Consider the following 20495-nt stretch of genomic DNA (forward strand, 5'->3'; position numbering starts at 1 on the left):
GCTCGTCGCCTACCTGGCCGGCGACGCGGTCTCCGTCGACGACCTGCGCGACCGGCTGGGCGAGCGGCTGCCCGGGTTCATGGTGCCCGCCGTGGTCATCGTCCTCGACGAACTGCCGCGCACGGTCGGCGGCAAGGTCGACCGGGACCGGCTTCCCGACCCGGCCGGCTACCGGGCCGCGCCCGGCGCCGACACCGAACCGCCGCGTACGCCCACCGAGGAGGCGATCGCGGACGTCTGGCGGCAGGTGCTGCGCGTCGACCGGATCGGCATCCACGACAACTTCTTCCACCTGGGCGGCCACTCCCTGCTCGCCACCCGGGTCGCCATCCGGCTGCGCGCGGTCTTCGGCTGCGAGGTGGCCGTCCGCACCCTCTTCGAACAGCCCACCGTGGCGCGACTCGCGGTAGCAGTCGAGGACCGGTTGATGGCCGAGATCGCCGCGATGAGCGACGAGGACGTCGAGCAGGCACTGAAGGAGCAGCAGGCATGAGCACCATCCACGGCTTGGTCGAGGCGCAGGTCCGGCGTACCCCGGACGCGGTCGCCCTGGAGTTCGAGGGCGCGGAGCTGACCTACCGCGAGCTGGACCGGCGGGCGAACCGGCTCGCCCACGCCCTGCGCCGCCGCGGCGCCGGGCCCGAGACGGTCGTCGCCGTCGGCGCCCAGCGGTCCCTGGACCTGCTGGTCGTCCTGCTCGGTGTCCTCAAGAGCGGCGCGGCGTACCTGCCGCTGGACCTGGAGCTGCCCACCGACCGGCTGACCTACATGGCCGGCCAGGCCGGCGCGGTGGCAGTGGTCCGCGGCCCCGGCATGGACGTCGACCTGGGCCTGCCCGGCCTGCCGGAACTGACTGTCGCCGACACGGCCGACGAGTCCGCCGAGCCGTGCGACGTCGCCGTGGACGAGCGCAACGCCTGCTACGTCATGTACACCTCCGGCTCGACCGGGCGGCCCAAGGGCGTCGTCGTCGAGCACCGGGGCGTGGTCAACCGGCTGCGCTGGGGTCAGCACGAGTACGGCATGACCTCCGACGAGCGGGTGCTCCAGAAGACCCCGTACGCCTTCGACGTGTCCGTGCACGAGCTGTTCTGGCCCCTGACCGTCGGCGCGCGGCTGATCCTCGCCCGGCCCGGCGGGCACCGGGACACCCGGTACCTGGTGGAGATCATCCGCAGCCGGGAGATCACCAGCGTGCACTTCATCCCGACCATGCTGGCGCTGTTCGCCGGCGAACCCGGCGTCGCCGAATGCCACAGCCTGCGCCGCATCCTCGCCAGCGGCGAGGCGCTCCCCACCGACCTGCAGAACCGGGTGCTGCGCGTCCTGCCCGACGTCGAACTGCACAACCTGTACGGCCCGACCGAGGCGTCCATCGAGGTCAGCGCCTGGGCCTGCCGGCCGGAGTGGACCGGGGCGAGTGTGCCGATCGGCGCGGCCGTCGACAACACCCAGCTGCACATCCTGGACCCCGAACTGCGTCCCGTGACCGGCGACGACCCGGGAGAGCTGTACCTCGCCGGTGTGCAGCTCGCACGCGGCTACGTCGGCCGGCCGGGCCTGACCGCCGAGCGGTTCCTGCCCGACCCGCACGGCGAGCCGGGCGGGCGGATGTACCGCAGCGGCGACCTGGCCGGCTGGCACCGACCCGGCGTGGTCGACTACCTCGGCCGGGTCGACGAGCAGGTCAAGCTCGCCGGCAACCGGGTCGAGCTGGGCGAGATCCAGGCGGTGCTCGACGACCAGCCCGGCGTACGCGCCTCGGTGGTGGTGGCCACCGGCGAGGCCGCCGAGAAGCGCCTCGTCGCCTACGTCGTCGGGGACCGTCTCGACGTCGGCGAGCTGCGGGACCGGCTGGCCGGACGGCTGCCCGGCTACATGGTGCCGTCGACGTTCGTGCCGCTGGCCGAGCTGCCGCTGACCCCGAGCGGCAAGCTGGACCGAAAGGCGCTGCCCGCCCCGGACCGCCCGGACATGGCCGTGGCGTACCGGGCCCCGGAGAACCCGGTCCAGGAACGCCTCGCCAAGGTCTGGACCGACGTGTTCGGCGTCGCCCGGGTCGGCGTCGACGACACGTTCTTCGCCCTCGGCGGGCACTCCCTGCTTGCCGTACGGCTGATCGCCCGCCTGCGCGAGGAACTGGGCGTGGAGGTGTCGCTGCGCGACCTGTTCGAAGGACTTACCGTGTCCGCCCTGGCCGAGACCGTCGCGGACGCGCCCGCCACCGACCCGGCGCCGGCACTGGTCGCCGGAGCCGACGACGCCCCGGCGGTGGCGTCGTTCGGCCAGGAGCGGCTGCTGTTCCTGCACCGCATCCATCCGGACAGCCCCAGCTACGTCATCCCGGTCGCCTGGCGCGTCGACGGGTACCTCGACGAGGACACGCTGCGCCGGGCCCTGCACCGGCTCGCCGCCCGGCACGACGCGCTGCGTACCCGCTTCACCGGCGACACCCCGGTGGTGGACCCGGAGCCCACCGTCGCGCTGACCCGGCTCGACGCCGCCGCCTGGACCGACGAGGCGGCCGCCGCGCTGATCCGCGAGCCGTTCGACCTGGCTGCCGGGCCGCTGTGGCGTGCCACGCTGGTCCGCCTGCCCGGGCACGACGTGCTGCTGCTCGTGCTGCACCACCTGGTCGCCGACGGCTGGTCGCTCGGCGTCGTCGCGCGCGAACTCGCCGAGTTGTACGCCGGCGCGACGCCGCCCGCACCGCCGGTGCGCTACGCCGACTTCGCCCGCTGGCAGCGCGCCGACCTCAGCCCGGACCGCGTCGCCGCCGAACTGGACTGGTGGCGCGACACGCTCGACGGCGTACCCGCGCTGGAACTGCCCACCGACCGGCCCCGGCCGGCGGTGCTCGGCGCGGACGGCGCCACCCACCGCTTCGCGCTGCCGCACGACGCGCTGCCCCGGCTCGCCGCGCTGGCCCGGGAGCAGCGGACCACAGTGCACACGGTCCTGCTGGCCGCGTTCCAGGCGCTGCTCGGACGGTGGAGCGGCCAGCACGACTTCGCCGTCGGCACCCCGGTCGCCGGCCGGACACGCGGCGAGCTGGAGAACGTCGTCGGCTTCTTCGTCAACACGCTCGCGGTCCGCGCCGACCTGACCGGCGACCCCACGCTGACCGAGCTGGTCGGGCGGGTCCGCGCGGCCACCCTGGGCGCCTACGACCACCAGGACGTGCCGTTCGAGCAGGTGGTCGCGCAGCTGCGGCCCGAGCGGGACCTCAGCCGCACCCCGGTCTACCAGACCATGTTCGCGCTGCGGGACACCGCGGTGACCGCGCTGCGGCTGCCCGAGCGGACCGTGACCGAGCTGCCGCTGGGCTGGCGTACCGCCAAGTTCGACCTCACCCTCTTCGTCGACCAGGCGCCCGACGGCACCCTCACCGGTCTGTTCGAGTACGCCACCGACCTGTTCACCCCGGCCACCGTGGACCGGCTCGCCGGTGCGTACGCCCGGCTGCTCGACGCGCTGGCCGACGACCCCGGCACCCGGCTCGGCGACTGGCCGGCCGTCGACCCCGCCGAGTGGGACGCGCTGCGCGCGGCGGGCACCGCCGCGGCACCGGAGCTGCCCGCCCGGCCGCTGCACCACCTCGTCGCCGACCGGGTCGCCACCGGCGGCGACCGTGCCGCCGTGGTCGACGGCCCGGTCGTCTGGACGTACGCCGAACTGGACCGGCAGGCGAACCGGCTGGCCCACCACCTGATCGCCCTCGGCGTGGGCCCGGAGACCGTGGTGGCGGTCAGCCTGCCCCGCGGCGCCGGCCTGGTCCGCGCGCAGCTCGCCGTGCTCCGCGCCGGCGGCGCCTACCTGCCGCTGGACGCCGACCAGCCGGCCGGGCGCAGCCGGCACATGATCGCCGACACCGGCGCCACGGTGCTCGTCACCGGCGGCGGGCACCACGACGGCGCGGGCCTGGACTGCCGCGTCGTGGACCTGGTCCGCGACGCCGCCGAGGTGGACCGGCGGCCGGCGACCGACCCGGCGATCCCGGTCGACCCGGAACAGCTCGGCTACGTCGTCTACACCTCCGGCTCCACCGGCCGCCCCAAGGGCATCGGGATCACCCACCGCGGTCTGGTCCGTACCGTCCACGACGGCGGGTACCTGACCCTCGGGCCGGACGACCGGGTCGCCTTCGCCGCCAACCCGGTCTTCGACGCGGCCACCTTCGAGGTGTGGGCCACCCTGGTCGCCGGTGCGACGCTCGTGGTCACCCCGCCCGACGTGGCGCTGTCCACCGCCGCCCTGGCCGCGCACCTGGCGCGGCACCGGGTCACCACGCTGTTCCTCACCACCGCGCTGTTCCACCAGGTCGCCCGGGAACGCCCGGACGTCCTGGGCCGCCTGCGGCACGTGCTGTTCGGCGGGGAGGCCGCCGACCCGGCCGCGGTGGACGGCCTGCTCGCCCACGGCGGCCCCGGCCGGCTGCTGCACATGTACGGCCCGGCCGAGTCCACCACCTTCGGCACCTGGCACCAGGTCACCGCGCCGGCCGGCGCGGGCAGCGTCCCGATCGGCCGCCCGATGCACCACACCACCGCGTACGTGGTGGACCCGGCGCTGCGGCCCGTCCCGGTCGGGGTGGTCGGTGAGCTGATGCTCGGCGGCGCCGGGCTGGCCCGCGGGTACGTCGGCGCGCCCGCCCGCACCGCCGAGCGGTTCCTGCCGGACCCGTTCGGCGCGCCGGGAGGCCGGGTCTACCGCACCGGTGACCTGGTGCGCTGGACCGCCGACGGGGTGCTGGAGTTCGTCGGCCGGGCCGACGGCCAGGTGAAGGTCCGCGGGTTCCGAGTCGAGCCCGGCGAGATCGAGACGGCGGTCCGCCGCCACCCGGCGGTCCGCGACGCGGTGGTGCTCGCCCGCCCCGACCGGGCGGGTGTGCTCAGCCTGGTCGCGTACGTCGCCGCCGACCCGGCGGAACTGGGCGACCTGCGGGCCCACCTCGGACGGACGCTGCCGGCGTACCTGGTGCCGGCCGCCGTGGTGGTCCTCGACGAGCTGCCGCTGACCCGCAACGGCAAGGTCGACCGGGCCGCCCTGCCCGAACCGTCGTACGCCGCCGGCGCGGGCCGGCGCGAACCGGCCACGGAACTGGAACGGCACCTCGCGGAGATCTTCACCGAGGTGCTCGGCGTCGCCGACCCGGGCATGGACGACGACTTCTTCGCCCTCGGCGGTCACTCGCTGCTGGCCATCAAGGTGGTCGGCGCGGTCGCCGCGCGCACCGGCCGGGAACTCACCTTCCGGGACCTGTTCACCGCCCGCAGCATCGCCGGGCTGGCCCGCCTGCTCGACGAGGCCGAGCCGCTCGTCACCCCGATCGGCAGGGACACCGCCACCACCGGGCTGCCCGTCTCCTTCGGGCAGGAACGGCTGGTCTTCCTCGACCGGCTGGAGGGCGCCGGCCCGGCGTACACGATCCCGCTGGCCTGGCGGCTGACCGGACCGCTCGACGCCGGCCGGCTGGCCGCCGCGCTCGACGCGCTCGTCGACCGGCACGAGTCGCTGCGTACCCGCTTCACGCTCGCCGACGGCGTGGTCCGCCAGGACGTGCTGCCCGGCTGGGACGGCCTGGACCGGCGCGTCGCCGCCACCGAGGCCGAGGCGGCGGACGCGCTGGCCCGGGAGGCCCGGCGGCCGTTCGCGCTGACCACCGGCCCGCTGTTCCGGGCCGTGCTGTGGCACGCCGGTGACGTCCACCTGCTGCTGCTCGCCATGCACCACGCCGTCTCCGACGGCTGGTCGGCGGCGGTGCTGGTCCGAGAGCTGGAGGCCGGGTACGACGGGACCGCCCTGCCCCGGCCGCCGGTTCGCTACGCCGACTTCGCCGCCTGGCAGCGGCAGCGGCTCGCCGGTGACCGGCTGCGCGGGGAGCTGGCCCACTGGCGGCAGCGGCTGGCCGGCCTGCCGACGCTGGAACTGCCCACCGACCGGCCGCGGCCGGCGGTGCGCGACGGCGCCGGCGCGAGCGTCGGCTTCCACGTCGAGCCGGACACCGTGGCCGCGCTGGAACGGCTCGGCGCCGCGCACGGCGCGACGCTGTTCATGACGCTGCTCGCCGCCTACCAGGTGCTGCTGGGCCGGTGGAGCGGCCAGACCGACTTCGCCGTCGGCACGCCGGTGGCCGGGCGGGACCGACCGGAGGTCCGCGACGTGGTCGGGTTCTTCCTCAACACGCTCGTGCTGCGGGCGGACCTGACCGGCCGCCCCACCTTCACCGAGCTGCTCGGCCGGGTCCGCGACGACGCGCTCGCCGCGTACGAGCACCAGGAGCTGCCGTTCGGGCGGCTTGTCGAGGAGCTGAGCCCGGACCGGGACCTGAGCCGGTCGCCGCTGTTCCAGGCGCTGTTCAGCTACAACGACTGGACGCTCGACACGCTACGGCTCGGATCCGCCGCCGGCGCCGTCCACCCGGTCGACCGGGGCGCCGCGAAGCTCGACCTGACGCTGGAGCTGGTGCACGGCCCGGACGGGCTGACCGGCTCGCTGGACTACACCACGGACATCTTCGACGCCGACACGATCCGGCGGATGGCCGGGGCGTACCAGCGGGTGCTGCGGGCCGTGGCCGCCGACCCGGCGGCCGGGATCGGCGACCTGCCGCTGGCCGACCCGGTCGCGCCGGCGGCGGTGACCCGGCCGGCCACGCCGTTCCGGTCGCTGCCCGACCGCATCGCCGACCAGGCGCGAGCCACCCCGGACGCCACCGCGCTGGTCGGCCCCGGCGGCGAGTTGACCTACGCGGAGCTGGACCGGCGCGCCGACCAGCTGGCCCACCACCTGCGCACGCGGGGCGTCGGCCCGGAGGACCGGGTCGGCCTGCGGCTGCCCCGCGGCGTCGACACGGTGGTCGCCGTGCTCGGCGTCTGGAAGGCCGGGGCGGCGTTCGTCGGCCTCGACCCGGACCTGCCGCCGCGCCGCCTGGCGCAACTCGCCGACGACGCCGGGGTACGGCTGGTGCTCGACCCGGAGACGCTGGCCCGGAGCCGGACCGAAGTCCTGCCGGCCGACCCGCCGGCCGACCCGCCGGCCGTCGCCGCCGACCCGGCCCGGCTCGCCTACCTGGTCTACACCTCCGGATCCACCGGACGGCCCAAGGGCGTGCTGGCCGAGCACGGCGCGGTCACCGCGTACCTCGACACCATCCTGGCCCACTATCTGCTGGGCGCCGACGACGTCGTCCTGCAACGGGCCTCGCCCGCGTTCGACGCGTTCCTGCGCGACTGCGTCGGCCCGCTCACCGTCGGCGCGACGGTCCTGATCGCCGAACGCTCCGACCTGTCCACGATCGCCACCGACCTGCCCGGCCGGCCCGCGCCGACCGCGCTGCTGAGCATGGTCCCGTCGCTGCTGCACCAGCTCCTCGACACCGGTGACGTCGCCGCGGCGACGCTGCCCGCGCTGCGGCTGCTGGTGCTAAGCGGCGAGCCGTGCACCCCGGAGCTGCTCGCCAAGGTGCACACCGCGCTGCCCGCGCTGCGCCGGGTCGTCAACCAGTACGGCCCCACCGAGGCAACCGTCACCACCACTGTCGCCGACCTCGACCCGGGGACGCCCCACGAGTCGGTCACCATCGGCGTGCCGATGCCCGGCACGTACGTGCGGGTGCTCGACGAGGCGCTGCGCCCGGTGCCGGTGGGCGTCTTCGGCGAGGTGCACATCGGCGGCACCGGGGTCAGCCGCGGCTACCGCAACCGGCCCGGCCTGACCGCGGCGGCGTACCTGCCGGACCCGGCCGGACCGCCCGGCGCGCGGATGTACCGCACCGGCGACGCGGCACGCCTGCTGGCGGACGGGACGCTGGAGTTCCGGGGCCGGCTGGACCGGCAGGTCAAGGTACGCGGCGTCCGGGTCGAACCGGCCGAGGTGGAGGCCGCCCTGGCCGCTCACCCCGCGGTCGGCGCCGCGGCCGTGGTGGCCCGCCCGGACGGGCCGGACGGCTGGCGGCTGGCCGGCTACGCCCAGCGGATCCCGGGCGCCGGCGTCACCGAGGCGGATCTGCGCCGCCACCTGGAGGACCGCCTGCCGTACGCGATGATCCCGGCCGAGCTGCTGCTCCTCGACGCCCTGCCGCTGCTCGGCAACGGCAAGGTCGACCGGGCGGCGCTGCCGGAGATCCGGGCCGGGCGGCCCGCAGTGGACCGGGTGGCCCCGCGCACCGGCACCGAGCGGGTCGTCGCCGAGATCTGGGCCGAGCTGCTGGACCGGCCCGACGTCGGCGTCGAGGACGACTTCTTCGCCCTCGGCGGCCACTCGCTCACCGCGCTGCGCGTCATCTCCCGGCTGCGCGACCGGCTGGCCGCCCCGATCACCCTGCGCGCCTTCTTCGAAGCCCGCACCATCGCCCGGCTCGCCCGGAAACTGGAGGAGACCCGATGACCGCCCTCACCCCCGCCCAGCACGAGCTGCTCCGCCGGCGGCTCGCCGGAGCGGCCCCCGCGACCGCCCCGGCCGGGATCATCCGGGGCAGCGGCACCCGCGACCTGCCGGTCTCCTTCGGGCAGGAACGCCTGGTCTTCCTCGACCGGCTCGACGGCGCCGGCGCGGCGTACACCATCCCCGTCGCGTGGCGGCTCACCGGGCCGCTGGACCGGGAGCGGCTCGACGCGGCGTTCGCGGCCCTGGTCCGGCGGCACGAGTCGCTGCGTACCCGGTTCACCGTCGTCGACGGGGTGGTCCGGCAGGACATCGTGGACGGCTGGGCGGGCGTCGACTGGCGGGTCGCCACCGACGCCGCCGAGGTCGCCGCCGCGGCCCGGGCGGCGGCGGGGGAGCCGTTCGACCTGGAGACCGGCCCGCTGTTCCGGGTCACCGGGTGGCGGCTCACGCCCACCGACCACGTGGTGCTGCTGACCCTGCACCACATCGTCGCCGACGGCTGGTCGATGGGCGTGCTGGTCCGCGACCTGGAGGCGTTCTACACCGGCGACCCGTCGCCCGAGCCGCCGGTGCGGTACGCCGACTACGCGGCCTGGCAGCGCCGCACCGCCACCGAGCAGCGGGTGGAGCGGGACCTCGCGTACTGGGCCGACCGGCTGGGCGGGCTGCCGCCGCTGGCGCTGCCCACCGACGGCGACCGCCCGGCCGGACGCTCCACCGCCGGGGCCACCTGCGACTTCACCGTCGGGCCGGAGCTGGTGACCGCGCTGGAGCAGCTCGCCAAGGAGCGCGGCGCCACCCTGTACATGGTCCTGCTGGCGGCGTTCGAGGTTCTGCTGTCCCGGCTCTGCGGGCAGGTCGACTTCGGTGTCGGCACCCCGGTTGCCGGCCGGACCCGGCCGGAGGTCGAACAGGTCGTCGGCTTCTTCGTGAACACGCTCGTGCTGCGGGCCGACCTGGCCGGGAACCCGTCCTTCGGCGACCTGCTCGACCGGGTCCGCGCCGACGCCCTCGGGGCGTACGACCACCAGGAGACGCCGTTCGAGCGGGTCGTCGACCGGGTCGGCGCGGACCGCAGCCTCGACCGCACACCCCTGTTCCAGGCCATGTTCAGCCTCGACGACGACGCCGACGACCGCCCGGTACGCCTCGGCGCGGTCAGCGGCGCGCGGTTCGACCTGGACCTCGACGCGGTCAAGTTCGACCTCATGCTGCAGACCGCGCGCCGTCCCGACGGGCTGGCCGCCGCCTTCTTCCACCGGGCGGACCTGTGGCACCCGGAGACCACGCGGCGCTGGGCGGGGCAGTACCTGAGGCTGCTGGAACAGGCGGTCGCCCACCCGGACACCCCGCTGGCCGAGTTGGACCTGCTGCCCGCCGACGAGCGGCACCTGATCGCCGGCTGGACCGCCCCGGTCCGCGAGTACCCCTCGCCGGACCTGCTGCACGAGCGGTTCGCCCGCCACGTGGCCGCCGACCCGCACCGGATCGCGGTGGTGGCGGGACAGCAGCGGGTCGACTACGCCGGCCTGAACGCACGGGCGAACCAGCTCGCGCACCGGCTGCGTGCGGCCGGCGTCGGACCGGAGACGACTGTGGCGCTCTGCGTGCGCCGCGACGCCGACCTGGCCGTCGGCATCCTCGGCATCCTCAAGGCCGGCGGGACGTACGTGCCGCTGGACCCCGAGCACCCGCGGGACCGGCTCGCGTACGTGGTAGCCGACGCGGGCGTACGGCTGGCCGTCGTCTCACCGGAGCTCGCCGACCGGGTGCCGGTGGCGCCGGCCGGGGTGCTGCGCCTGGACACGCTCGACGGTGAGCCGACGACGGATCCGGAGGCGGTCACCGACGCCGACCACCTCGCGTACGTCATCTACACCTCCGGCTCCACCGGCCGGCCCAAGGGCGTGGGCGTCGCGCACCGGCAGGTGGTCCGCCTTCTCGACTCCTGCGTGGACGCGCTGGACCTGCCGCCGGGCGGGGTGTGGAGCCTGTTCCACTCGTACGCCTTCGACTTCTCGGTCTGGGAGCTGTGGGGCGCGCTGACCCGGGGCGGCACCGTCGTGCTCGTCGACCGGGACACCGCCCGCGACCCGGAGCGCTTCGCCGGCCTGCTGGCACGGGAGCGCGTGACGATGCTCAGCCAGACCCCGGGAGCGTTCCGCAACCTGCGCGCGGCGCTCGGCGACCGGCCGCTGGCCGGCCTGGGCGTGCGGCACGTGGTGCTGGGCGGCGAGAAGCTCGACCTGCCCGAACTGGACGGCTGGCTGGACGGCCCGGGCGCCGGGGTGCGGCTGGTGAACATGTACGGCATCACCGAGACCACAGTGCACGTCACCCACCGCCTGGTGACCGCCGCGGACCTGACCGGCGACGCCGTCTCCCCGATCGGGCGGGCGCTCGGCGACCTGACCGTGCACGTGCTGGACCGGCACCTGCGGCCGGTCCCGATCGGGGCCACCGGCGAGATGTACGTCGGCGGCGCCGGACTGGCCCGCGGCTACCTGGGCCGGCCGGGGCTGACCGCGGAGCGGTTCGTGCCGGACCCGTTCTCCACCGTCCCGGGGGCGCGGCTCTACCGCACCGGCGACCGGGCGCGTCACCTGCCCGGCGGCGAACTGGAGTACCGGGGACGCGCCGACGACCAGGTGAAGATCCGGGGGCACCGGATCGAGCTGGGCGAGGTGGAGGCCGCGCTGCTGCGCCATCCCGCCGTCGCGCAGGCCGCCGTGGTGGCCCGGGGCACCCGCAGCGGTGAGCACCGGCTGCACGCGTACCTGGTGGTCGGTGCCGGGCTGACCGGTGAGGAACTGCGGCGCTGGCTGCGCGACCGGCTGCCCGAGGCGATGGTGCCCGCCACGTTCACCGTGCTGCCGGCGCTGCCGCTGACCGCGAACGGCAAGGTGGACCGGCGGGCGCTGCCCGACACCGACGGCCCGGCGCTGGACGCCACCCGCGAGTACGTCCCACCGGCCACCCCCACCGAGCGGGCGCTGGCCGAGGTGTGGTGCGCCGCCCTCGGGGTGGACCGGGTCGGCGTCACCGACCGCTTCTTCGACCTGGGCGGGGACTCGATCCTCGCGCTGCGGGTGGTGGGGCTCGCCGAGCGGCGCGGTCTCACCGTGGCGCTGCGCGACGTCTTCGCCCACCAGGCACTCGGCGAGCTGGCCCGGGCCGTCGACGCGGCCGCCGACGGCGGCTCCGCCGCGGCCGGGCCGGTGGAGCCGTTCGCGATGGTCGCGCCGGCCGACCGGGACCGGCTGCCCGCCGGCCTGGCGGACGCGTACCCGCTGACCCGGATGCAGCAGGGCATGCTCTACGAGCTGCTCGCCGACGCCGGCAAGGGCGCGTACCACAACGTGACCAGCTTCCGGGTGCAGGAGCCGGCCGGGTTCGACGCCGCCGCCATGCAGGCCGCGGCGGACGCGGTGGCCGACCGGTACGAGATCCTGCGCACCGGCTTCGACTGGAGCTCCTACGAGGAGCCGCTGCAACTGGTGCACGAGCGGGCCGCGCTGCCGGTCGGGGTGGACGACCTGCGCGGCCTGACCGGGGCGGAGCAGGCCCGGCGGGTCCGGGAGTACCTGCACGCCGAGTCGGTGCGCTGGTTCGAACTGGCCGAGCCGCCGCTGATCCGGCTGCACGTGCACGTGCTGAACGACGCCGAGTACCGGCTCACCATCACCGACTGCCACGCCGTCCTGGACGGCTGGAGCCTGACCTCGCTCATCGCCGAGCTGGTCGACCGGCACCGCCGTGCGGTCACCGGCGCGGGCCCGGAGCCGGCGGCCGGTCCGGTGCCGCGCTTCGCCGAGTACGTGGCGCTGGAACGCGCCGCGGTGGACGACCCGGCGGCCCGGGCGTTCTGGGACGACATGGTGGAGCGGTTCCCGCCGGTACGGGTGCCCCGCTCGGTCGGCGCGGCACCCGCCGACAAGTCGACGTGCGAGGTGGTACGCGACTACGCGCACCTGCGCGACGGCATCGACGCGCTGGCCGCCCGCGCCGGGGTGCCCCGCAAGACGGTCCTGTTCACCGCCTACTACCACCTGATGGGGCAGCTCGCCGACGGCGAGGCGTACTCGACCGGCTTCGCCACGAACGGGCGGCCCGAGCGGGCCGGCGCGGAGGGCATGCGCGGCCTGTTCCTCAACGTGGTGCCCTTCGGCGTCCGGTCGTCCGCGACGACCTGGCTGGGGCTGCTCCGGGACGTGTTCGCCGCCGAACGGGACCTGCTGCCGCACCGCCGGTTCCCGCTCGCCGAGGTGCAGCGCGGCCGGTGGGCCGGTGAGGTGCTCGTCGACACCGCCTTCAACTACGTGCACTTCCACGCGCTGGGCAGCGAGCACAAGCAGGAGATCGAGGAGATCGCCCGCACCAACTTCGGGCTGATGGTCACCACCGGCCCGCAGGGCGTGTCCGTCGAGGCCGACGCCGGGCGGATGTCACCGGGGGAGGTGGAGCGGCTCGCCGACGCGTACTGCGCGCTGCTGGCCGCGATGGTCGCCGACCCGCAGGCGGCGCCGGGTCTGCCGGCCGCCGACGGCGCGACCCGGACGCCGGCCGCGGCCGCCGCGGCGGACCCGCGCAGCGTGGTCGACGTGCTGGCCGCCCGGGTCGCCGCCGGGCCGGAGCGGGTCGCGCTGGTCCTCGACGGGACGACGCTGAGCTACGCCGAGCTGGATGCGCGCGCCAACCGCGTCGCGCACCACCTGCGGCGGCACGGCGCCGGCCCGGAGCGGGTCGTCGGGCTCTGCGCGGAACGCTCGGTGGACCTGATCGTCGGCATGCTCGGCATCCTCAAGTCCGGCGCGGCGTACCTGCCGCTGGACCCGCGCGACCCGCGCGCCCGTCTGGAACTGCTCGCGGCGGACGCCGGGGCGGACCTGGTGCTGGCGCAGCCGGCCTGGCGGCACCAGGTGCCGGCCGGGGCCGTGGTCACGCTGGCCGAGGAGACGTTCGCCGGGGAGCCGGCCGGGCCGCCGGCGCCGGGGCCGGACGCCGACAACGTGGCCTGCGTGCTCTACACCTCCGGTTCCACCGGACGGCCCAAGGGCATCGCGGTGACCCACCGGGCGATCGTGGACTCGTTGCTGGGGCAGGACTTCGCCCACCTCGGCCCGGACGAGACGGTGCTGCACCTGAGCAGCGTCAACTGGGACGCGGCGCTGTTCGAGATCTTCGGCCCGCTGCTGCACGGCGGCACCTGTGCGCTCTATCCGGCGCAACCGCTCACCCCGGCCGGCATCGTGGCCGCGATCCGCCGGCACGGCGTGACCACCGCGTTCCTCACCACCACCCTGTTCAACCTGGCGGTCGAGCAGGTGCCGGCGGAGCTGGGCGAGCTGCGGCAGATCGTCTTCGGCGGGGAGGCGGCGTCCGCGCCGCACTGCCGGGACCTGGCCACGCGCTGGCCGCACCTGCGCCTGGTGAACGGGTACGGCCCGGTCGAGACGATCTTCGTCGTCACCGCGCACCAGGTCCGTGACCTGCCGGCGGACGCGGTCAGCGTGCCGATCGGCCGGCCGCTGGCCCGGACCACTGTGCTGGTGCTCGACGACGCGCTGCGCCCGGCGCCGGTCGGCGTGGCCGGCGAGATCTACCTGGGCGGCGACGCGCTGGCGCGCGGCTACCTCGGGCAGCCGGGGCTGACCGCCGACCGGTTCGTGCCGGACCCGGCCGGTGGCGGGCGGCGGCTCTACCGCACCGGCGACCGGGGACGCCTGCGGGCCGACGGCACGCTGGACTTCGGCGGGCGGGTCGACGGACAGGTCAAGATCCGCGGCCGGCGCATCGAGCTCGGCGAGATCGAGGCGGCGCTGTCCGCACGTCCCGACGTGGCGATGGCGGCGGTGGCCGCCCGCGCCGACGAGCCCGGCGACGCCCGGCTCGTCGCGTACCTGGTGCCGGTCGCCGGGCTGGACCTGCCCGAGGCCGACGTGCTGCGCCGCTGGCTGCGCGAGCGGCTGCCCGCCTACCTGGTGCCGTCCGCGTTCGTCGCGCTGGACGCGCTGCCGGTGACCGGCAACGGCAAGCTCGACCGGGCCGCGCTGCCGGAGCCGACGGCGGCGCCGGAACGCCCGTACGTGGAGCCGCGCACCGAGGTCGAGGCGACGCTGGCGAAGCTGTGGGCGGAGACGCTGCGACTGGACCGGGTCGGCGTGCACGACGACTTCTTCGACCTCGGCGGGCACTCGCTGGCCATCGTGCGGCTCGCCGCCCGCGCCTGCGACCTGGGCCTGCCGGTCGGGGTGGCGGACCTGGTCGAGCACCCGACCGTCGCGGCGCTGGCCACCGCGATCGCCGCCCGCGACCGCGGTCCGGAAGGAGCGGCGGTACGGCACGAGGGCGGTGTCGTGGTGACCCTGCGCGACGGCGACCCCGGCCTGCGCCCCCTGTGGTGCGTGCACCCCAGCGGCGGCAGCGTCGCCTGGTACCTGCCGCTGGCGCAGGCGCTGCCCGCCGGCCGCCCGGTGCGCGGCCTCCAGGCCCGGGGGATCGACGGCGGCGTCGACGCCGACACGATGACCGGCCTGGCCGACGACTACCTGCGTGAGCTGCGCGCGCACCAGCCGCACGGCCCGTACGCGCTCCTCGGCTGGTCGATGGGCGCCAACATCGCCCAGGAGATGGCGATCCGGCTGACCGCCGCCGGCCAGCAGGCGGACGTCCTGCTGCTGCTCGAACCGGCGGTGCCGGACGAGACCGGCATGTTCGCCGTCACCGAGGCGCTGGACCTGCTCGACCGGGCGGTCGCGATGCGCGCCGCGATCCGGGAGCTGACACCGGGCACCCCGGCCCGGCTCAGCCAGGAGCGCGAGCTGGTGGCCACCCTGCTGGCGGCCGGCGTCGACGAGTCCGAGGCGGCGCTGGGCGCCGACTGGCCGGTGGCGATGTGGACGGCGCTGCTGCGCGCCGCCGCCGGCTACCGCCCGCAGCCCTACCGCGGGCCCGCGCACCTGCTGGTCACCGCCGAGGCGGCCACCGCCGGACCGGGCCGCCCCTCGGTGGTCGCCGGGGAGAACGGGTCCGCCTACGAGCGGCGCTGCCGGGAGATGTTCCCGGACGCGCTCACCGTCCACCACCTGCCCGGCACCCACCGGAGCATGGTCACCGAACCGGGCGTGGCGGCCGTCGCCGCCCTCGCCGCCGAGCTGCTGGAGCGTACGGCATGAGCACCGCGATCCTGACCGACCGTTATCTGCTGGACGACGACCTTGTCGCCGACCCGTACCCGTACCTGGCCGCGCTGCGGGCCGCCGAACCGGTGCACTGGAGCCCGGTGCACCGGGCCTGGCTGGTCACCGGCTACGAGCCCGCCGCCGCCTGCTACACGATGCCGGAGATCTCCGCGGACCGGATCAGCCCGATGCTGGCCCGGACGCCGCTGGAACTGCTCAGCCCCGAGGCGGCCCGGGCGTTCTCCATCATGGCCGGCTGGATGGTCTTCGTGGACCCGCCCGAGCACCGCCGGCTGCGCAGCGTCTTCCGCGGCGCGTTCGGGGCCCGGCAGGTGCGGCGCAACCGCCCGATGGTGCAGGAGGCGGTGAGCCGGCTGGCCGCCCGGGCCGGGGGCGGCGAGGGCACCATCGACCTGGTGGCCGACTTCGCCCGCCCGCTCCCGGCGACCGTCGCCGCGGCCTGGATGGGCGTGCCGGCCGAGGACACCGCGATGTTCCAGCGCTGGGCGATCGAGGTGGGCGACCTGGCCCTGGGCTCGGTGCAGTCGCCGGAGGAGCACGAGCGCTCGCAGCAGGCGCTGCTGGACCTGTTCGACTACCTGCGGGTGCTGGTGCGGGCCCGGCGGGCCGCGCCCCGCGAGGACCTGATCAGCGCGGCGCTCGCCAACGGCCTGGTGGGCGACTCGGTGAGCGAGGACGAGTTCGTCGCCATGCTCACCCACGTGGCGTTCGCCGGTGGCGAGACCACCAGCAACCTGATCGCGGTCGGCACCTGGAACCTGCTGCGCCACCCCGGCCAGCTCGCCCTGCTGCGGGCCGAACCGGAGCTGGCCGCGGTGGCGGTGGAGGAACTGCTGCGCTTCGACGGGCCGTCCAAGATGTCCATCCGGCACGTCAAGGACGACGTCGAGCTGGCTGGGCAGCGGCTGCGCGCCGGCCAGCGGCTCTACGTGGTCACCGCCGGGGCGAACCGGGATCCGGCCCGCTTCGACCGCCCGGACGAGCTGGACCTGCGCCGGCACCCGAACCCGCACCTGGGTTTCGGGCAGGGCGGGCACTTCTGCCTGGGCGCCCCGCTGGCCCGGCTGGTCGCCGGCGCCGCCTTGACCGACCTGCTGGCCGCGGCGCCCGGCCTGGCGCCCGCCGGCACCGAGGTGCGGTGGCAGCCGTCGCTGCTCAACCGCAGCCTCGCCGCGCTGCCGGTCCGGCTCTGACACCCGCGGGCCGTCCGGGCCCGCGCCGCACACCCCCCGGCCGCCCGGCCGGGATCCGTCCCAACCGAGGAACCGAACGAGAAGGAGAACGGCGATGGCCGTCGACGACGATGACCGCACCTACCGCGTCGTGATGAACCACGAGGAGCAGTACTCGATCTGGTTCGCCGACCGCGAACTCCCGGCGGGCTGGACCGCCACCGGCTTCGAGGGCAACCGCGCGGACTGCCTCGCCCACATCGACGAGGTGTGGACCGACATGCGTCCCAAGAGCCTGCGCGAGCGGATGGCCGCCGCGCAGGGCTGAACCGCCCACCGGCCGGGGCGGGTCCGCACGGATCCGCCCCGGCCCGGCCGCCGTCCGGCGGCCACCCCTGTCCCATCCCGCTGACAACGAGGCGACGGTGATGAAGGTCTACTCCCACGAACGTCTGGCGCGGCTCGCCGGCGCGCGTGGCATGCCCGAGGAATACCTGCACGACCTGCGGGTCGTCTCCTCGGTGCTGCCGTTCAAGGTCAATCAGTACGTCGTGGACGAGCTCATCGACTGGTCCGCCGTCCCGGACGACCCCATCTTCCGGCTCACGTTCCCGCACCGGGACATGCTGCCGCCGGAGATCTTCGACCACCTGTCGGCGCTGCACCTGTCCGCCGCCGAGCCGGGTGTGATCCGCAAGGCGGCCCGCGACGCCCACGCCCGGCTCAACCCGAACCCGGGCGCCCAGCTCGAGGCGAACGTGCCGACCCACCGGGGACGCCGGCTGCTCGGCGTGCAGCACAAGTACGCCGAGACGGTGCTGGTCTTCCCGTCCCAGGGGCAGACCTGCCACTCCTACTGCGGCTACTGCTTCCGCTGGGCGCAGTTCGTCGGCAACGCCGAGATCCGGCAGGCCGCCTCGGACGTCGGCGACGTGGTCGCGTACCTGGAGGACAGCCGGGGTGTCACCGACGTCCTGTTCACCGGCGGCGACCCGATGATCATGAGCGCGGCGGTGCTGGAGCGCTGGGTGTCGCCCCTGCTGGACCCGGCCCTCGACCACATCCGCACGCTGCGGTTCGGCACCAAGGCGCTGTCGTACTGGCCGGCCCGGTTCACCACCGACCCGGACGCCGACGACCTGCTGCGTCTCTTCGAGCGGATCACGGCCGCCGGCCGGCACGTCGCGGTGATGGCCCACTTCTCCCACCCCCGGGAACTGGCCACCGGCGAGGTCCGCCGGGCGATCGCCCGGATCCGGGCCACCGGCGCGGTGATCCGGGCACAGGCGCCGCTGATCGCGCACGTCAACGACCGGGCCGGGGACTGGGCCACGATGTGGCAGCGCCTGGTGGAGCTGGGCGTCGTCCCGTACTACATGTTCGTGGAACGCGACACCGGCGCCCGCAGCTACTTCAGCCTGCCGCTGACCCGGGCCTGGCAGATCTACACCGACGCCGTCCGGTCGGTGTCCGGGCTGGCGCGGACGGCCCGGGGGCCGGTCATGTCGGCCGCCCCGGGCAAGGTGCTCGTGGACGGCGTCGTGCGCGTCGGTGGGACCGAGATGTTCAGCCTGCGTATGCTCCAGGCCCGCGACGCGGCCCACGTCGGCCGGCAGTTCTTCGCCCGGCACGACCCGGCGGCCGAGTGGTTCGACGACCTGCGCCCCGCTCCCGGCTCCTGGTGGCCGGCATGACCGCCGCCACCGAACCGACCCTGACCGCGACCGACGAGGAACAGATGCCGACCGTCACCGATCCGCCGGTGACCGGGCCGGAGCGCCCGGTCAGCCTCTGGCGCAACCGCGACTTCAACCTGCTCTGGATCAGCCAGTGCCTGTCCGACCTCGGCGCGGCGATGTCGAACCTGGCGATGCCGCTGCTGGTGCTCTTCCTCACCGGTTCGGCCGCGCAGGCCGGTCTGGTCGGCAGCCTGGGGCTGCTCACCACGCTGGCCTGCCGGCTGCCCGCCGGCGTCGTGGCCGACCGGTTCTCCCGCCGTACGCTGCTCATCGTCTGCGACGTGGTACGGCTGGTGGCGTACCTGGGGCTGGCCGGCGCGGTGCTCGCCGGGGTGGCCGGCCTGCCGATGATCATCGTGGTCACCGTGGTCGGCGCCGCGGCCAACGCGGTCTTCGGCACCGCGGAACACGCGGCGGTCCGCAACCTGGTGCCCGCCGAGCAGCTCACCACCGCTGTCGCGCGCAACGAGGCCCGCTCCTACGGAACCCAGCTCGCCGGGCCGCCGCTCGGTGGCCTGCTCTACGGGCTCGGCCGGTCCCTGCCGTTCGTCGGCAACGCCGCGTCCTATCTGCTCTCGCTGCTGGCGGTGCTGCTCATCCGCCGGCCGATGGAGCAGCCCCGCACCGAGCAGGCGCCGCAGTCCGGCGGCGCGGCGATGGCCGAGGGCATCCGGTTCGTGCTGGCCAATCCGTTCCTCCGGGCGCTGCTGGTGATCGCGGCGCCGCTGAACATGGCCTTCACCGGCATGATATTCACGATCATCGTGGCCCTGGAGCGGGCCGGCACCGCCTCGGTGGTGGTCGGCCTGGCCAGCACGATCTTCGGTCTGGGCGGGTTCCTCGGCGCGCTGGCCGCGCCGGCGGTCCAGCGCTGGCTGCGGCTGCCGACCCTGGTGATCGTGCTGTGCTGGGCCACCACCGTCCTGATGGCGGCGAGCGCGCTGGTGCCGTCGAGCGTGCTCGCCGCGGTGCCGCTGGCGGCTGCGGTGTTCCTCGCGCCGACAGCCAACGCGGTGCTCTTCGGCTACCAGGCGGCGATCACTCCGGACCGGTTGCAGGGCCGGGTGGTCAGCGTGATCTTCCTGGCCGCCACCTCGGCCGCCGCCCTCGCCCCGGGTCTGGCCGGGTTGCTGCTGGCCCGGTTCCCGGTGGCCGTGACCATGCTGGTCTTCGCCGGTCTCGTCGCGGTCTCGGCGGTGACCGCGACGCTGAGCAGTGGGATCCGGTCGATGAACACGCAGGAATCGCCGTAACCGAGCAGGCGACCGCGGCCGGCGGCCCGCCGGGAGGCAGGATGGCTCCGGACGGCCGTCGGCCGGACGGAGGTGGGGGCGGCGTGATCGAGGGGTGGCACGGCTGGTTCGGCACGATCAACGGGGTCGTGCTGCTCACGGTGGCCGCGTTGCCGGCGGCCGCGCTGCTGGTGTGGGTCCTGGCCCGCCGGCGTGGCGGCGGCGGTCCGGCGTGGCGGCGGTCGCTGGCCGAGGTGGGCATCGTCTACGGGACCGTGCCGTGGGTCTGGATGATCATGTTGCCGGGCGACGGCGCCGGTGTGGTCCCCGGCCGGGTGCGCCTGGTGCCGCTGCGGGACCTGCTCACCGTCCTCGCGGGCGGGCCGCTGACCGTGACGGTCCAGATCGTCGGCAACCTGCTGGTGTTCGCGGCGCTCGGGTTCTTCGGCCCGCTGCGGTTCGCGGCGCTGGCGTCGGTGTCGCGGATCCTGGTGCTCGCGGCCGGCTGCTCGGTCCTGGTCGAGGTCGCGCAGTACGCCCTGCGGCTGGACCGGGTGTCCTCAGTGGACGACGTCCTGCTCAACACCGCCGGCGCCGGCCTGGCCGCGCTGGCGTCGCGCCGCTGGTGGCGTGCACCGGCCGAGTCGTCACCGGTCGCGACCGGCCCGGCACCGGTTCGCTGAGCGGGCCGCGGCCCGGACCGCCCGGGACGCACGACGGGCCGGACCTGCCGGCCCGGCCCGTCGCGTGCGTCAGGTCGAC

At 75.5% G+C, this 20495-nt stretch carries 8 protein-coding genes; all 8 read left to right on the forward strand.

Annotated elements, in window-relative coordinates; genetic code table 11:
• A partial coding sequence (locus tag IRY44_RS03255) for a phosphopantetheine-binding protein (protein WP_194798980.1) occupies positions 1–493 on the forward strand: 493 nt, incomplete at its 5' end.
• Positions 490–8388: a non-ribosomal peptide synthetase gene (locus tag IRY44_RS03260; protein WP_194798981.1), complete on the forward strand. Its 7899-nt coding sequence runs from the start codon at positions 490–492 to the stop codon at positions 8386–8388. The genes IRY44_RS03255 and IRY44_RS03260, both read left to right, overlap by 4 nt.
• Positions 8385–15563 carry a non-ribosomal peptide synthetase gene (locus IRY44_RS03265; RefSeq protein ID WP_194798982.1) on the forward strand — a complete coding sequence of 2393 codons (7179 nt, stop codon included), beginning with the start codon at positions 8385–8387 and terminating at the stop codon, positions 15561–15563. The genes IRY44_RS03260 and IRY44_RS03265 overlap by 4 nt, the downstream gene beginning before the upstream one ends.
• The gene (locus tag IRY44_RS03270) at positions 15560–16783 is read left to right on the forward strand and encodes a cytochrome P450 (protein ID WP_194798983.1); all 1224 of its coding nucleotides are present in this window, start codon (positions 15560–15562) and stop codon (positions 16781–16783) included. The genes IRY44_RS03265 and IRY44_RS03270 overlap by 4 nt, the downstream gene beginning before the upstream one ends.
• A 94-nt stretch (positions 16784–16877) precedes the next feature.
• A complete protein-coding gene (locus IRY44_RS03275; protein ID WP_135240728.1) occupies positions 16878–17090 on the forward strand; it encodes an MbtH family NRPS accessory protein in 213 nt (70 codons plus the stop codon).
• 100 nt (positions 17091–17190) lie between these two features.
• Entirely contained in the window at positions 17191–18456 is a 1266-nt protein-coding gene (locus IRY44_RS03280) for a KamA family radical SAM protein (protein WP_228531436.1), read from the forward strand.
• Complete coding sequence (locus IRY44_RS03285; RefSeq protein ID WP_228531437.1) at positions 18453–19754, forward strand: MFS transporter; 1302 nt, start codon at positions 18453–18455, stop codon at positions 19752–19754. Before IRY44_RS03280 ends, IRY44_RS03285 begins: the two co-directional genes overlap by 4 nt.
• Positions 19755–19837: 83 nt before the next feature.
• A complete protein-coding gene (locus tag IRY44_RS03290) occupies positions 19838–20416 on the forward strand; it encodes a VanZ family protein (RefSeq protein ID WP_269697200.1) in 579 nt (192 codons plus the stop codon).
• The last annotated feature ends 79 nt before the right edge of the window (positions 20417–20495 follow it).

The sequence above is a fragment of the Micromonospora sp. ANENR4 genome (assembly GCF_015354395.1).
In the GTDB taxonomy this organism is placed as follows: domain Bacteria; phylum Actinomycetota; class Actinomycetes; order Mycobacteriales; family Micromonosporaceae; genus Micromonospora; species Micromonospora aurantiaca.

Coding starts and splice junctions, on each gene's coding strand:
- IRY44_RS03275 (WP_135240728.1), top strand. CDS start 16,878: ATGGCCGTCGACGACGATGACCGCACCTACCGCGTCGTGATGAACCAC.
- IRY44_RS03280 (WP_228531436.1), top strand. CDS start 17,191: ATGAAGGTCTACTCCCACGAACGTCTGGCGCGGCTCGCCGGCGCGCGT.
- IRY44_RS03260 (WP_194798981.1), top strand. CDS start 490: ATGAGCACCATCCACGGCTTGGTCGAGGCGCAGGTCCGGCGTACCCCG.
- IRY44_RS03270 (WP_194798983.1), top strand. CDS start 15,560: ATGAGCACCGCGATCCTGACCGACCGTTATCTGCTGGACGACGACCTT.
- IRY44_RS03285 (WP_228531437.1), top strand. CDS start 18,453: ATGACCGCCGCCACCGAACCGACCCTGACCGCGACCGACGAGGAACAG.
- IRY44_RS03265 (WP_194798982.1), top strand. CDS start 8,385: ATGACCGCCCTCACCCCCGCCCAGCACGAGCTGCTCCGCCGGCGGCTC.